Consider the following 13,029-nt stretch of genomic DNA (forward strand, 5'->3'; position numbering starts at 1 on the left):
GTTTTAGACCCAAGTTCGGTTCGGTCACAGCCAGAGGACTGTTGCAGCATTCCCTTCTGCCTCCTGCCTCCTGCCCTCTGCCTTTCTTGATAAAATCATCAACTCCTTTCTCTGCCCCTAATGGTAAATCAATTACCCGCAGCGAACAGCCCTCATTTACCAGCAGCCGTCCCATGCGACTGATGGCGGTTCTAACTCGCTGGACTGTCTCAGGTTTATTGTCCTGGTCAAAGCAGATGTTGACAAGTCTCCCCTGTGTAGCAAAGTGTTTGAGGTCTGGAATCAGGTATGCTTTACCGATGTTTCGACTCCGCTCAACACAAGTGGCAGTACCATATTCATCAGTGGGTGTGCGATAGCCAGCGTTTACTCCCGGAATTGCGATCGCTGCATAACCAGCAGTCAGTAACGCCCCTGCTTTCTTGACACCTTCGACAATTGTCACTGGTACATTGTGTCGCCAAACCCAGTGCCAGAACCCACCCGGTTGCTGTAAGTCTTCTTCTGTGATGGGAATACCGCAACGTAGGGAAACTTTCACCCAAATGCGATTCGGGACTAACAGAAAGAAAGCGCGTGTCTCTTCTCTGTATGGGTGTTCGTACTTGATGAACTTGTGGATTTTCTGGCGGTCGCGTCTGGGTTGGTCGGGTTTGAAGCAGCCCCACATCATCAGCACGTAGTTGTTGAGGGGGTCAACGCCATTGCACCACCAGCCGCCTAGTTCAATGTGCTGGTATTTTTTTAAATCGCGATCGCGCGTCCATCGTTGCGGCGGGAGATTTTGGGACTGTAGAGCAGATATTCGTAAGGTGTTGTGCCGTAGAGCGATGCCTGCGGCAACCCTGGAAGGGAACGCACATTCAGATGATAGATTTCTTCGTCAACTCCACTGTTGAGCCATTCAGTTAAATGCTGGTTTTCTGAACTAATTGTAGTCATGTTTCCTCCAGAAATAGACGCAGAAAAATGGAGCGGCATTGCACCCATGCCGCCGATTCAACTTTTTGTGAGAGCTTGTGCTGGCTATGAAATCCTTAACAGCCAGCTACAGCGTTATCTCCCGTCTCCTGTGTGTGGTCGGAAGGTCAAATTAATTCGCGTTGCCACTCCAGTTTCAAGCAGTGTTGGTAGAGTTCGTTTGCTTGTTCATAGCGATCGCAATATCGGGGATACCGTTGGTTTTCCATTATCGGAGTTCCGCAGGATGAAAACCATGCTCTGCAAGGATTGTAGCTAATCTTGAAGGCTTCAGTTCCGCACTATCTAAGGAGTTACGAATTGCTTTTTCATCAACTCCAGGAGTTTGGGGTGCAACCGTGATTAGAGCAAAGATGATTGACTCTCAGACCATCAATCTTCTTGCTCTCCCCTCTGTTTTATTAGAGAAGGAATCGGAGTTTCCAACCACGCCCAAAATATACGTTGCAATTGATCGTAAAAAAATATTGTTGAACTAGAAGACGTGGAAATATGAATAGTCCACCTTCTAGACGCAAAAAAGCCACTTCTCCCACATCTACCGATTCAACTTCAGCAGCTAGCTCTGTAAACGAGGATATCTCCCAGCAAGTAGACCCAGGTTCAGCAACAATTACAGTTATTGCTGTTGAAGTAACAGAGTTGACCCAAGAGGAGCAAAGCGATGGCTTGTCTGCGACACGCTACGCGAACGCCAACGCCAAGGGCGAACGCCTGCACTTGGAGAGGAAAGTGGAGCGGGCATTTTTTGAGGCAGGGAAAGCACTGACGGAATTGAGGGGCAGACGGCTTTATCGCTCCACGCATAAAACATTTGAAGATTATTGCCGTGATCGCTTTGGGCATAGTCGGCAACAATCAAATTATTTGATTGCCGCAGCTGGTGTTTACAAAAATTTGACAACCATTGGTTGTCAAAATGTGGCAAATGAGAATGTGATAACCAATGGATCACAAATTCTGCCTACCAGTGAGCGCCAAGTCCGATCAATGACCAAGCTCGAACCCCAACAACAGCAAGAAGTATGGCAACAGGCAGTAGAACTTGCTGGTGGTAAAGTGCCGACTGGTAGAATCGTGAAAGATGTTGTGCAGCGCATCATGGAGCGAACCCAAGTACCCAATACCTACCAGATTGGCGAAGTCTGCCAAATCCTTGCAAAAGACAACCCAGAACTCAGAGGTAAGGGTGGCTGCTGGGGGATAGTCGCAAGAGTGAATGATTTTAGTTGCACTGTCAAAACCTGGGATGGGGAGTACACCGTTGCTTTGCAGCACCTCAAATCTTACAATTACCTGCCTACCGAATGTCAGCAGGTTCGGGAGATTAGCGATCGCATCAGTCGAGTGTATTCGGTTGCATTGGAGGAGTCGGTGCAGAAGTTTTTGGAGTCGCTGGGGAAGCTTAACCGTGCTTATTTGACATTTTGTAACAGCGCTTATAAAGAAGCTGTTGAAAGTGTGACAGATGAAACTATATGTTTTATTGAATGGACGGCAGCAGAAATTGAACCTGAATATGCTGAAGAACTGGTTAAAATTCAAGTTCAACTGGCACGATGGAGATTAACTTTTGATAGTATTTGGTCTGATGATAGTAAACGGGGACAAATGTCAGAACAATGTAATATTTGGTCAGGACGAGTATTAGATATGTCAGGGTTGCTGTCCCAATCCGTCTAAAATTTTATTTAAAGACTGTTGCCTTCACGTACATGAATACTGAAACACCCACCAATTCTCCAGATATTTACTCAATTTTGAGTCAAACTCAACGCCTGCGGGTTAGTGATGCAGAGATTAAACCCGTTTTAGATGGTTGCTCTAATACTTCAAAGTTGCTCGTGCTTATTTGGTCGCAGTTGGGAGATTTTGATAACTTAGAATATGCTTGGTGGCTGCTCAAAGAAAAAGAAGAGATTGAAGCCAGAGGAATCACAATTCGTGCTATTGGAATTGGAGATCGCAATTCTGGGATCAAGTTTTGCGAATATACTGGCTTTCCTCAAGAATGGTTATTTGTGGATGCAAAGGCTGAAATTCACGAGCTTTTACGGCTTTATCGCGGCCTATCTATACAATTTCCTTTGCTATCAAGTTCACAAAAAGCTTGGCTTAATTTAATCTTAATGTGTGCAGGAATTCGTAGCCCTGGAACTCTCAAGGAAGTTTTTCGGGGTTACAAAGGTGATAAAAAAGCACCTCAATTAATTGCTGATGAGGAAGTTATCAAGAGCACACCTTTACCACCAATAAAAGGTTCGTTTTTCAAAGCGGCTGGAGGAAAAGGTTTTCAGCGCCCATTTGAATTAGCAACCCTGCGCCTGCGAAACATGACTGAAGTTTTGAGAAACTGGAATATTTATGTACCAGATTCATCTTATTTGACACAACGGGGAGGTACTTTTCTATTTGATTCCCAAGGTCAGTTAATTTACGAACATCGCGATCGCGGGATTCTTGGTTTTGCTGAAAATATGAGCAATCCCTTATCTTTTTTGTAATTGAGTAGGAGCGCCATAGAAGTCCATCCGAAGCGATCATCGATAGTCAAAGCGTCAAGAGTGCAGCGATGGTGAGTCAATTGATCGGCTTTGATGCAGGAAAAAAAATCAAGGGACGGAAGCGATTTATGACGGTCAATACCGGGCGGGTTAGTCTTGCGGGTCTTGGTCACGGCGGCCAATGTGGGTGAGCGAGAAGGGGGAAAACAAGTACTTAAACGCGTGAAACACTCTCAGGAGCAGGTATCTGGCTTGACTATCCAATGGGAGTGATGGTGGCTTTGACGGTGAGCCGTTTATGCAGTGGGTGATGAATTTTTGCCGTTGGATTGTGCAGGTGGTGTTGCGCCCGGAGCAGACCAAGGGCTTTGTCTTGCTCAAAAAACGTTGGGTGGTTGAGCGCACTTTTGGTTGGCTCATGGGGTGTCGGCGGTTGGTCAGAGACTATGAGTTATTGCCCGAAACATCAGAGACGTTTATCTACCTTGCCATGATCCGGATCATGGTGAGGCGATTGGCATAAAATTTTACTCCTCAAAACTTTCCAAACAGCCTCTCATATAATTTGTCCAATACTCGACCCAAACAGTCATCGTTTAAGTGTTCTGGACGTACCCCTTCTCCTAAAAGATGCTCTGTAGCTTTCCCAACAAAAAACTTTTCAAACAAATATAATGGCGCACTCACGAACCCTAATCCGTTTAAAATCATTGCTTTTACAACTTGACCTGCACTGATAATTTCTTGAGTGTGAGTTCCCAATAGCCGATTAATTTGTTCTACTAGATTCATCTCATCACAGATGCCTGCGACTATGCCGCAGTGGTCAATATCCTGTACCCTGATATCTAATGGTGATGCTGTCATGCTTCTAAAATGCAGCATTTAGGTCATTTTCAAAAATACAGCATTTACGAGCGCACCTGCGGAATCTGGGTTGTATAATTTCTTCCATATCTATATCTTAGTATAGATGTCATCAGGACAATGAAGAAGGCTTATTTAAACCTGTGGTAGCTCATAGATACCCCAATAGTTAATATCATGCTTCTTCAAAATGACTTCAGCATTTTGAATCTCCTCATCTTTGCCTTTTAGTACTAGTAAATATTCACAGCACTGGATGCAATCGCAATAACGTCTAGCTCGGTCTTCAGGAATACCTAAACTAGCTAGCACCTTTACTAAATGATTTGTGGCTATAGTACTAACTGCAACACCCGCTACACTGATAATGAATGCTGTTCCAACCGAACCGACTGCAATTATTACTCCAATACCGCCAGGAAGTACCAAACTGCTAAGACCAACTAATACGCTTCCCCAAAAACTTGTAGTTAAAGCGTCACCAACTGCTCCAGTTGTATCTACACTTTGATTGTTGATACGCGAACTGACTGATACTTCGCCAATAGGATTTATGCGATCTGCAAATTTTGCAAAAATCGCAACTTTTTCCATTGGAAAGCTTGAGGCTTTCAATTCATTAACTGATTGCTCCGCTGCTTTACGGTTAGTAAATACTCCAACAGCGTGCTTGTTATCTGTTGTAATCATATTATCCTTATTTCAGTGAGGCAGCACTAGCTCACCAATAAAACCGAAAGTTATTTCAACAAATTAGTAAATAGTTAACAGTAAACTGTTTTTCAGTTGGGAGTCAAAGTTCCTCACCACTATTGCGTGCTACGTTTGAGTTGGAGATTTAGACCCCAACTCAAACTTTGATAACTGATAACTGCTTTAAACTCTTGCCCTATGGTCAGGAAGACTACGAGAAGCTAATGAAAGCATGATCATCCAAACACCCGTCAACAAAAAATTAATCCCTACAAATACTCCCAATACCCAAACTGCGCTGACAGGCCATTGATACAGAATAAAAATCCCTAGAATAATAGCCATAATCCCGCTAAATAGTACCCAACCCCAGTTTGGATCTCGACGCATTTCAAATGCTGCGATCACCTCCAATACACCCTCAATAAAAATGATAAATCCAAAAGCTAAGGTGAGAGAGAGTGCAGCACCAAAGATGTTGCTAATCAACAAAATCCCACCAATTACGTATAGAATACCAACTACTAGTGTTGTCCAGAAGCCTCGTTTGTGACGTGATTGAAATGCATGAACAATTCGGACGATGCCAGCAATAATTAAAGTCCAGGAGAATACGATTGTGATGGCAATAGTGGCAATAAATGGTTCTGCGATCGCTGCAATTCCCAGCAGAATCATCAAAACACCTAAGACAATTGGCAATGCTGAATTTGTTCTGGTTTCTCTAAAATCTTCAGAAGTCATAGCTTTTCCAAAAATGTTTTGATATGTTGTTAAATTTTGAAAGAGAGACGCGATTAACCCAAGTCTTTCCAAGAGTTATCTCTCCCTTGCGCTCCTCTGCCCCCTCTAAGCATTGACCAGTTCAGGTGATAAGCGCTTCAACACCAGTCGTTCGTGTTCCACATGGACGTAGATTGTGTCGCCTTCGTGGAACTCGCCGCGTAGAATCGCTTTAGCAATCGGAGTTTCTAGTTCTCGCTGAATCGCCCGCTTCAGGGGACGAGCACCGTAAACTGGGTCATAACCGACCTGAACAATCCAATTGAGAGCCTCGTCGGAGATTTTGAGCGAGAGTTTACGCTCGCGCAGTCGCTCCTCTAAATGCTGCACTTGTAGTTTGACAATTTCGCGCAACTCGTCCTTCCGCAAGCTGTGGAAGATAATGATTTCATCAATGCGGTTGAGAAATTCGGGGCGGAAACTTTCTCGCACTGCTTCCATGACGCGATCGCGCATTTGTTCGTACTTGCTATCGTCTCCTGCCACATCCAAAATGTATATTGAACCAATATTGCTGGTCATAATCGCGATCGTATTTTTAAAATCTACTGTGCGTCCCTGAGAATCAGTTAGGCGACCATCATCCAGGATTTGCAGCAGGACGTTGAATACATCAGGATGAGCTTTCTCAATTTCGTCAAACAGAATTACAGAATAAGGTCGGCGGCGAATCGCTTCGGTGAGTTGTCCGCCTTCTTCATAGCCCACGTAACCTGGAGGCGCACCAATGAGACGGGCAACAGCGTGTTTCTCCATGTATTCGGACATATCGATCCGCACCAGTGCATCTTCGGTATCAAACAGATATTGCGCTAAAGCTTTTGCCAGTTCTGTTTTTCCCACCCCAGTCGGGCCTAAGAAAATAAAGCTAGCAATGGGACGATTCGGGTCTGCCAACCCAGCACGGGAACGTTGAATTGCATCAGCAACAGCTCTTACAGCTTCGTCCTGACCAATCACACGTTTATGTAGCTCTTCTTCCAGATGCAAGAGTTTTTGCATTTCCGATTCAACCAGTCTGCTCACCGGAATACCCGTCCACTTGGAGATAATTTCGGCAATGTCAGCTTCGGTGACTTCTTCGCGCAACAGAGATTTACCGCTAGTCTGGATTTGAGCTAGTCGCGCTTCGGCTTCTTCTAGTTGTCGTTGCAGCTCAGTGAGTTTGCTGTATTTCAGTTCTGCTGCCCGGTTGAGGTCGTAATCGCGTTCGGCTTGCTGAATTTCTACATTGACACGCTCAATCTCTTGTCTAATTTGGCGAATGCGATCGATAATTTGCTTCTCTGCTTGCCATTGAGCATTGAGAGCAACTTGCCGTTCTTTTAACTGTGCAAGTTCTCTCTCTATGCGTTCTAAACGCTCTCTGGAAGCACTGTCTGTTTCTTTTTGCAGTGACAGCCGCTCCATTTCCAGTTGCAGAATTTTGCGATCGATTTCGTCTAATTCTTCTGGTTTAGAAGTAATTTCCATTTTTAGTTTAGCCGCAGCTTCATCGACCAAATCAATAGCTTTGTCGGGTAGGAAGCGATCGCTAATATATCTCGCAGACAGAGTAGCTGCCGCAACTAACGCACTATCAGAAATCTTCACGCCGTGATGTAACTCGTAACGCTCTTTCAAACCGCGCAGAATTGAAATGGTATCTTCCACACTGGGCTGATCGACATACACCTGCTGAAAACGACGTTCCAAAGCCGCATCTTTTTCAATGTATTTGCGGTATTCATCTAGCGTGGTGGCACCAATACAGCGCAATTCGCCGCGAGCAAGCATCGGCTTGAGCAAGTTGCTAGCATCCATCGATCCTTGCGTTGCACCCGCACCAACTACAGTGTGAATTTCGTCAATGAACAAGACGATTTGTCCCTGTGCTTCTTGGATTTCTTTTAAGACAGCTTTCAGGCGTTCTTCAAATTCTCCCCGGTATTTGGCTCCGGCAATTAACGCACCCATGTCTAAAGCTATTAGTTTGCGATCGCGCAATGATTCCGGGACATCACCACTGATAATGCGCTGCGCTAATCCTTCTACAATTGCCGTTTTACCGACACCGGGTTCACCAATCAGCACGGGGTTATTTTTAGTCCGACGAGAAAGGATTTGAATCGTGCGACGAATTTCTTCATCTCGTCCAATCACTGGGTCGAGTATGCCCTCACGTGCCAATTGGGTTAAATCGCGTCCGTATTTTTCTAGCGCTTCATATTTAACTTCCGGGTTTTGATCTGTCACTTTTTGACTCCCTCGAATCTGTTGAATGATGTTGCGGAGTTTTTTTTCATCCAGTCCAAATTCTTGAAACAACTTTTTACCAAAGCGATCGTCTTTGGCAAAGGCAAGTATTAAATGTTCAATAGAAATATATTCATCACCAAACTCTTTGCGGTATTGTTCGGCGCGATCAAGCAGCGTCTCTAAACTGTGTCCGATGTATACCGAACCACTGCTAGCCCCCGATACTTTGGGCTGACGGTTGATGAAGTCGATAGTGCGCTCGTGTAGTTTTTGAACATTTACCCCGGCTTTGTTGAAAATAGAACTGGCGAGTCCTTCCTGTTCCAGTAGCGCTAGCATCAAATGTTCGCTCTCAATCTGCTGATGCTGAAACTGCTTGGCAATTTCGGGAGTACGAACAAGAGCTTCCCAGGCTTTTTCAGTAAATTGCTCGGGATTGGTTGGTTGCATAATCGTGCCCCTTAGCTGAGAAATAAATTATTTTGTTAACGCTCTTAATTACGAATTTGTAATTAAGCACGGTAGGCACGTAGTTGTGCCTTGAGTTGGGCAATTTCAGTTACCATATCTAGCACCATTGCTGCTCCGACCCAATTCAAGTTCAGATCGCGGTGCAACCTTTGAATCTGCACAACGCGAAACATATCCTGTCGGCGCAGCATGATTCCTACAGGTTCAATTAGTCCCAGGCGGGCAAATCGTTCTAGTAATAAAACCGAGGTTTGGGTGAGGTAAGCGACTTGTTCGAAACTATAAAGGCGATCGCCTGTTTCTGACCACACCACACTAGACAAACTCAGGTTAGAAATCATAATCGCACCTCTTCTAAGCCTTGACGGGGATTAAAACTGCTAACTTGTCGCAATTTTTCATAGCACTCTCTTTCTTGGGGACTCAAATCTTTGGGTGTCACAATTTTTATCCGCACAATCAAAGCGGTACGATTGCCTTTTGGATCGCGCCAGCCCTTGCCACGTAGCCGCAGTGCTTGGCCGGAATCCACACCGGCCGGAATTGCCATCGTTACCTTGCCATCGGGCGTAGGAACATCTATTTGTGCGCCAAGCACTGCTTCTTCTGGGCTAATGGGTACTTTACAAGCAAGATTGTCGCCCTCAAATTTGAAGAAAGGATGAGGCAATAATTCAATTGTCAGATACAAATCGCCGCGTTGCTGACTAAAAGGACTCATCTGTCCTTTGCCTTTGACTCGAATGCGGCTTCCCGATTTTACTCCCGGCGGAATGCGAACAGTGATAGTTTCTCCATCAATTTGTAGCTGCTTCTGTGTACCATGAAATGCTTCAGAAAAAGTGAGGGCGATCGCCGCTTCTGTATCCTGTGCGGGAACATCAGTGAAGCGGCCGAAGGGGTCTTCTCCATAGCCAAAGTCGGCGTATTCCCGGAATCCTTCTGGTCTTCTTGTAGTGCGATAATTAGCTGTGCGCTGCCTTGTACGACTGCCACTGCGACCTAACCCTCCCAGCAATTCATCAATGAAATCATTAAAGTTGCCATACTGGCTAAAGTCATAACCTTGTGTACCCGCCCCTCTGGGTGGAGGTGCACCCGCCGCAGCCTGTTGCCAGTACTGACCATACTGGTCATACTTCTGGCGTTTTTCTGGGTCGGACAGCACTTCATTAGCTTCGTTAATTTCTTTGAACCGCGCTTCCGCTTGCTTATCGTTAGGATTTAAGTCCGGGTGATATTTCCGTGCCAATTTCCGGTAGGCTTTTTTGATATCCTCCGGAGTGGCGTTCTTACTGACACCGAGAATTTGGTAATAATCTTTGAAATCGGTTGCTGCAACCATCAGCACCTCTTGAGATTAACGGGATGGGGGGCAGGGGGAGATAAAATTCCTCACTCTTATACAGACGCGATTCATCGCGTCTCTACTTCTAATTCTTGTACAGACGCGATTAATCGCGTCTACTGGCTTCTGCCCTTTTCGAGGAATCATCTGGTTTAACGACTTCGGATACGCGGTTGAAGAAACTAGAGAATTGTTCCTGAAGCTTGGCAAATGCACCTGTTGTGTTCTCACGTGCCTTAACTTGCCGCTCTAGATTTCTAATTGCTTTGTCAAATGCTGCATACTCGCGATCGCCTCTGGCATATCCTAGTTCTTGAGCTAACTTGAGTTGGGCACGAGCATCTTCTAGCAACCTCTGTGCTGTATCGCGATCCTTCTCTGCTAAAGTAACCGCAGTCACTAGATCGGTATGGGCTTTGACTAGCGGCAGGGGTCGAGCTTGTTCTGTCACCACTAAAGTTGAGAGCGCAAGTTGCAGCACGCCTTTGGCTTCATCAATTTTGCCTTCGTTCAACAACCGAGCTGCCTGCTTCGTTGCATCTGGATATCTCTCTAATGGCAGATTGACGATTGCTGTGCGAATCTCGCTTATCAGGTTGTTCAACAGTTCGCGAGCCGCCGGAAAATCTTCTGCAATTGCAACAGCCTTAACTTGTTTGCGAATTCGGTCAATCAAATTAAAATCCTCAGGGGCAAAATCGATGATCGCTACCTGAGCCGCTACCGGAATCAGAGCTAGTTCAGGGTATCGTGCTACTAGAATGTCAATTTTTCCAGTTGCTCGTTCTAGGGCAGCAATTGCTTCTTGAGTCTTTCCCCGCTCAATGGCAGCGATCGCTTTTTTAGTTTCTTCAATTGCGGCGATCGCTTCTCGATCCAGTTTACTTTCAGCCTCAGCTGTTGCCTGTTGTCTCTCCTTTTCAATCTCCTGCTGAAGACTAGTATCAAGCTGATTCAATCTTTCAGGAGATACCGCAGCAGAGCTAACTGCATGAACGGGAGCGATGAATAAAAGCGAGGAAAAAAGAATACCCACGAACAGGACTTGCAGCCTTCTAAAGAATCTGTGATATCGGTTCACGATCATTCTCCTGGTTTATAAACTTGTTTTGCACCTGGATTGAAGAAGGTAGGGGGCGGAGGAGCAGGGGAGCAGAGGGGCAGGGGGGCGGAGGAGCGCAGGAGAAAAGACTAAAATTACCCTTGATTCTCCCTATCTCCTCTGCTCCCTATCCCCCTATCCTCTTCTCACCTTCTGCCTTCATCAAGCTGGTTGGGCGGGGGCGGTTCCAGATATACGTTTGAAGAAACTAGAGAATTTTTCCAGAAGCCGACTCAATGGGTCTGCGGTTCTCTCGTTTGCCCTAACTTGCCGCTCAATATCGTGGATTGCCTGCTCAAGTTCTGCATACTCAGGATCGCCTTTGGCATAGCCCAGTTGTTGAGTCAACCTGAGTTGGTTGCGAGCATCTTCCAGCAACCTCAGCGTTCTTTCGCGATCGCTGTCTGCTATAGCAACTGCACTCATTATGTCAATATCGGCTCTAAGCAGCGGTAGGGGTCGAGCAACTTCTGTCACCACTAGGGTTGAGAGGGCAAGTTGCAGCACCGTTTTGGCTTCATCGGTTCTACCTTCGTTCAACAACCGGGCTGCTTCCTTCATGGCATCAGGATATGTCTCTAGTGGCAGATTAAAGATTGTTGTGCGAATCTCACTCACCAGGCTGTTCAACAGTTGACGAGCAGTACGAAAATCGTCCTCATTCACAGTACTCTTAATGTAATTACGAATTCGCTCAATCTCATTAGAATCGTCAGGGGCAAGATCGATTATATTTACTTGAGCTGACACAGGAACCAAACCCAGTTCAGGGTATCGTGCTACTAGAATTTCAAGTTTTCCCGTTGCTCGTTCTAAAGCTTGAAGTGCTTCTTGAGTATTTCCCTGGTCAATGGCATTAATTGCATTTCGAGTTTCTTTGAGCGCGGAAACTGCTTCTTGATCTATGCATCTTTGAGCTTCATCTGTTGCCTTTTGTCTCTCGTTGTCAATCTCTTGCTGATTACGAGCATCTTCTTGCCGATCGCGATTATCTTGTGGATTCGATGTTTGGGCGTTCATAATTATTCTCCTGATTTGTTAACTTGTTTTGCGCCTCGATTGAAGTATGGGACAAGGGAGATGAGGGAGACTAGAGACGGGGAAAGGGTAAGAATAACTAACTCCTGCCTCCTGCCTCCTGCCTTCTGCCTCCTGCCTTCTGCCTCCTGCCTTCTGCCTTCATTAAGCTGGATTGATGGCTGCGGATACCTGATTGAAGAAACTAGAGAATCTTTCCTGAAGCTTGGCAAATGCGTCTGTGGTTTTCTCACTTGCCTTAACTTGCCGCTCCAGATTTTTGATTGCCTGCTCAAGTTCTGCATACTCAGGATTACTTCTGGCGTAGCCCAGTTCTTGAGCCAACTTAAGTTGAGTGCGAGCGTCTTTCAACAACCTCAGCGTTTGCTCTGGATCGCTCTCTGCTAGATCGACTGCATCTACTAAGAGGGTGTAAGCATTGAGCAGCGGAATTGGTCGAGATTGCTCTGTTAGCACTAGGGTTGAGAGAGCAACTTGCAAAAGTGTTCTGGCTTCATCGGTTTTTCCTTCCCTCAACAACCGGGCTGCCTCTCTCATAGCATCAGGATACGTTTCTAGTGGCAGATTGACGATTGATGTCCGAATCTCGCTCATCAGGTTGTTCAAAAGTTGACGAGCAGTCGGAAAATCTTCGTTATTGAAAGCATTCTTAAGTTGAGTGCGAATTCGTTCAATCACATGAAGATCCAGAGGGGCAACATCGATTATGGATACCTGAGTCATGACGGGAACCAAGCCCAGTTCAGGGTATCTTGCCACCAAAATGTCAAGTTTTCCAGTTGCTCGTTCTAAAGCAGCGATCGCTTCTTGAGTATTTTCCTCCTCAATGGCATTAATTGCATTTCGAGTTTCTTCGATGGCGGAAACCGCTTCTCGATCTAGGCATCTTTCAGCCTCATCTGTTGCCTTTTGTGTCTCCTTATCAATTTCCTGCTGAAGACGAGTATCGGGCTGATTCAATGTTTGAGAGTTCATAATCTGTTTCGGTTAGTTAAGTTGTTTTG

Annotated in this window: 13 protein-coding genes and 2 pseudogenes; 4 read left to right on the top strand and 11 right to left on the bottom strand. The window is 45.6% G+C overall.

Translation table 11 applies throughout. The features are described from left to right. Both RM347_RS31425 and RM347_RS31430 read right to left on the bottom strand, forming a co-directional pair. Positions 1-673, bottom strand: a 673-nt coding sequence (locus RM347_RS31425; RefSeq protein WP_428850647.1) for a DUF3854 domain-containing protein, incomplete at its 3' end; no start/stop codon positions are given. Between the two features lie 71 nt (positions 674-744). Next, entirely contained in the window at positions 745-942 is a 198-nt protein-coding gene (locus RM347_RS31430; protein ID WP_322721374.1) for a hypothetical protein, read from the bottom strand. Between RM347_RS31430 and RM347_RS31435 the strand changes: the two genes are divergently transcribed. The 4 genes and pseudogenes from RM347_RS31435 to RM347_RS31450 form a co-directional block, all read left to right on the top strand. Then, entirely contained in the window at positions 941-1,240 is a 300-nt protein-coding gene (locus RM347_RS31435; RefSeq protein ID WP_322721373.1) for a hypothetical protein, read from the top strand. The two genes, RM347_RS31430 and RM347_RS31435, sit on opposite strands and share 2 nt — an antisense overlap. Positions 1,241-1,473: 233 nt before the next feature. Further along, positions 1,474-2,664, top strand: a complete 1,191-nt coding sequence (locus RM347_RS31440; protein ID WP_322721372.1) for a hypothetical protein — start codon at positions 1,474-1,476, stop codon at positions 2,662-2,664. Positions 2,665-2,696: 32 nt separating this feature from the next. Continuing rightward, a complete protein-coding gene (locus RM347_RS31445) occupies positions 2,697-3,485 on the top strand; it encodes a peroxiredoxin-like family protein (protein ID WP_322721371.1) in 789 nt (262 codons plus the stop codon). A gap of 8 nt (positions 3,486-3,493) precedes the next feature. Next, positions 3,494-4,008: pseudogene (locus RM347_RS31450) on the top strand (transposase); the annotation flags it as partial. A gap of 32 nt (positions 4,009-4,040) precedes the next feature. Here RM347_RS31450 and RM347_RS31455 read toward each other — a convergent pair. The 9 genes and pseudogenes from RM347_RS31455 to RM347_RS31495 all read right to left on the bottom strand — a co-directional run. Continuing rightward, a pseudogene (locus RM347_RS31455) lies at positions 4,041-4,352 on the bottom strand (DUF4277 domain-containing protein); the annotation flags it as partial. A gap of 135 nt (positions 4,353-4,487) precedes the next feature. Continuing rightward, the gene (locus tag RM347_RS31460; RefSeq protein ID WP_322721370.1) at positions 4,488-5,042 is read right to left on the bottom strand and encodes a hypothetical protein; all 555 of its coding nucleotides are present in this window, start codon (positions 5,040-5,042) and stop codon (positions 4,488-4,490) included. 186 nt (positions 5,043-5,228) lie between these two features. After that, positions 5,229-5,789 (bottom strand): HdeD family acid-resistance protein, encoded by a 561-nt coding sequence (locus tag RM347_RS31465; RefSeq protein ID WP_041566162.1) that lies wholly within the window; start codon positions 5,787-5,789, stop codon positions 5,229-5,231. Between the two features lie 105 nt (positions 5,790-5,894). After that, complete coding sequence (gene clpB, locus RM347_RS31470; RefSeq protein ID WP_322721369.1) at positions 5,895-8,516, bottom strand: ATP-dependent chaperone ClpB; 2,622 nt, start codon at positions 8,514-8,516, stop codon at positions 5,895-5,897. Positions 8,517-8,578: 62 nt separating this feature from the next. Beyond that, the gene (locus RM347_RS31475) at positions 8,579-8,878 is read right to left on the bottom strand and encodes a chaperone modulator CbpM (RefSeq protein ID WP_322721367.1); all 300 of its coding nucleotides are present in this window, start codon (positions 8,876-8,878) and stop codon (positions 8,579-8,581) included. Beyond that, a complete protein-coding gene (locus RM347_RS31480) occupies positions 8,875-9,882 on the bottom strand; it encodes a J domain-containing protein (protein ID WP_322721366.1) in 1,008 nt (335 codons plus the stop codon). Before RM347_RS31480 ends, RM347_RS31475 begins: the two co-directional genes overlap by 4 nt. Before the next feature lie 109 nt (positions 9,883-9,991). Continuing rightward, a complete protein-coding gene (locus RM347_RS31485; protein WP_416211936.1) occupies positions 9,992-10,972 on the bottom strand; it encodes a YfdX family protein in 981 nt (326 codons plus the stop codon). A gap of 177 nt (positions 10,973-11,149) precedes the next feature. Next, entirely contained in the window at positions 11,150-12,007 is an 858-nt protein-coding gene (locus tag RM347_RS31490; protein WP_322721364.1) for a YfdX family protein, read from the bottom strand. A gap of 162 nt (positions 12,008-12,169) precedes the next feature. After that, entirely contained in the window at positions 12,170-13,000 is an 831-nt protein-coding gene (locus RM347_RS31495) for a YfdX family protein (RefSeq protein ID WP_322721363.1), read from the bottom strand. Positions 13,001-13,029 lie beyond the last annotated feature (29 nt).

Source organism: Nostoc sp. ChiQUE02 (genome assembly GCF_034531305.2).
Taxonomy (GTDB): Bacteria; Cyanobacteriota; Cyanobacteriia; order Cyanobacteriales; family Nostocaceae; genus Nostoc.

Bases quoted from the DNA above. Each gene is read 5' to 3' on its own strand.
- RM347_RS31485 (WP_416211936.1), bottom strand. From the start codon at position 10,972: ATGATCGTGAACCGATATCACAGATTCTTTAGAAGGCTGCAAGTCCTG.
- RM347_RS31460 (WP_322721370.1), bottom strand. From the start codon at position 5,042: ATGATTACAACAGATAACAAGCACGCTGTTGGAGTATTTACTAACCGT.
- clpB (WP_322721369.1), bottom strand. From the start codon at position 8,516: ATGCAACCAACCAATCCCGAGCAATTTACTGAAAAAGCCTGGGAAGCT.
- RM347_RS31440 (WP_322721372.1), top strand. From the start codon at position 1,474: ATGAATAGTCCACCTTCTAGACGCAAAAAAGCCACTTCTCCCACATCT.
- RM347_RS31490 (WP_322721364.1), bottom strand. From the start codon at position 12,007: ATGAACGCCCAAACATCGAATCCACAAGATAATCGCGATCGGCAAGAA.
- RM347_RS31435 (WP_322721373.1), top strand. From the start codon at position 941: ATGTTTCCTCCAGAAATAGACGCAGAAAAATGGAGCGGCATTGCACCC.
- RM347_RS31445 (WP_322721371.1), top strand. From the start codon at position 2,697: ATGAATACTGAAACACCCACCAATTCTCCAGATATTTACTCAATTTTG.
- RM347_RS31480 (WP_322721366.1), bottom strand. From the start codon at position 9,882: ATGGTTGCAGCAACCGATTTCAAAGATTATTACCAAATTCTCGGTGTC.
- RM347_RS31430 (WP_322721374.1), bottom strand. From the start codon at position 942: ATGACTACAATTAGTTCAGAAAACCAGCATTTAACTGAATGGCTCAAC.
- RM347_RS31465 (WP_041566162.1), bottom strand. From the start codon at position 5,789: ATGACTTCTGAAGATTTTAGAGAAACCAGAACAAATTCAGCATTGCCA.
- RM347_RS31475 (WP_322721367.1), bottom strand. From the start codon at position 8,878: ATGATTTCTAACCTGAGTTTGTCTAGTGTGGTGTGGTCAGAAACAGGC.
- RM347_RS31495 (WP_322721363.1), bottom strand. From the start codon at position 13,000: ATGAACTCTCAAACATTGAATCAGCCCGATACTCGTCTTCAGCAGGAA.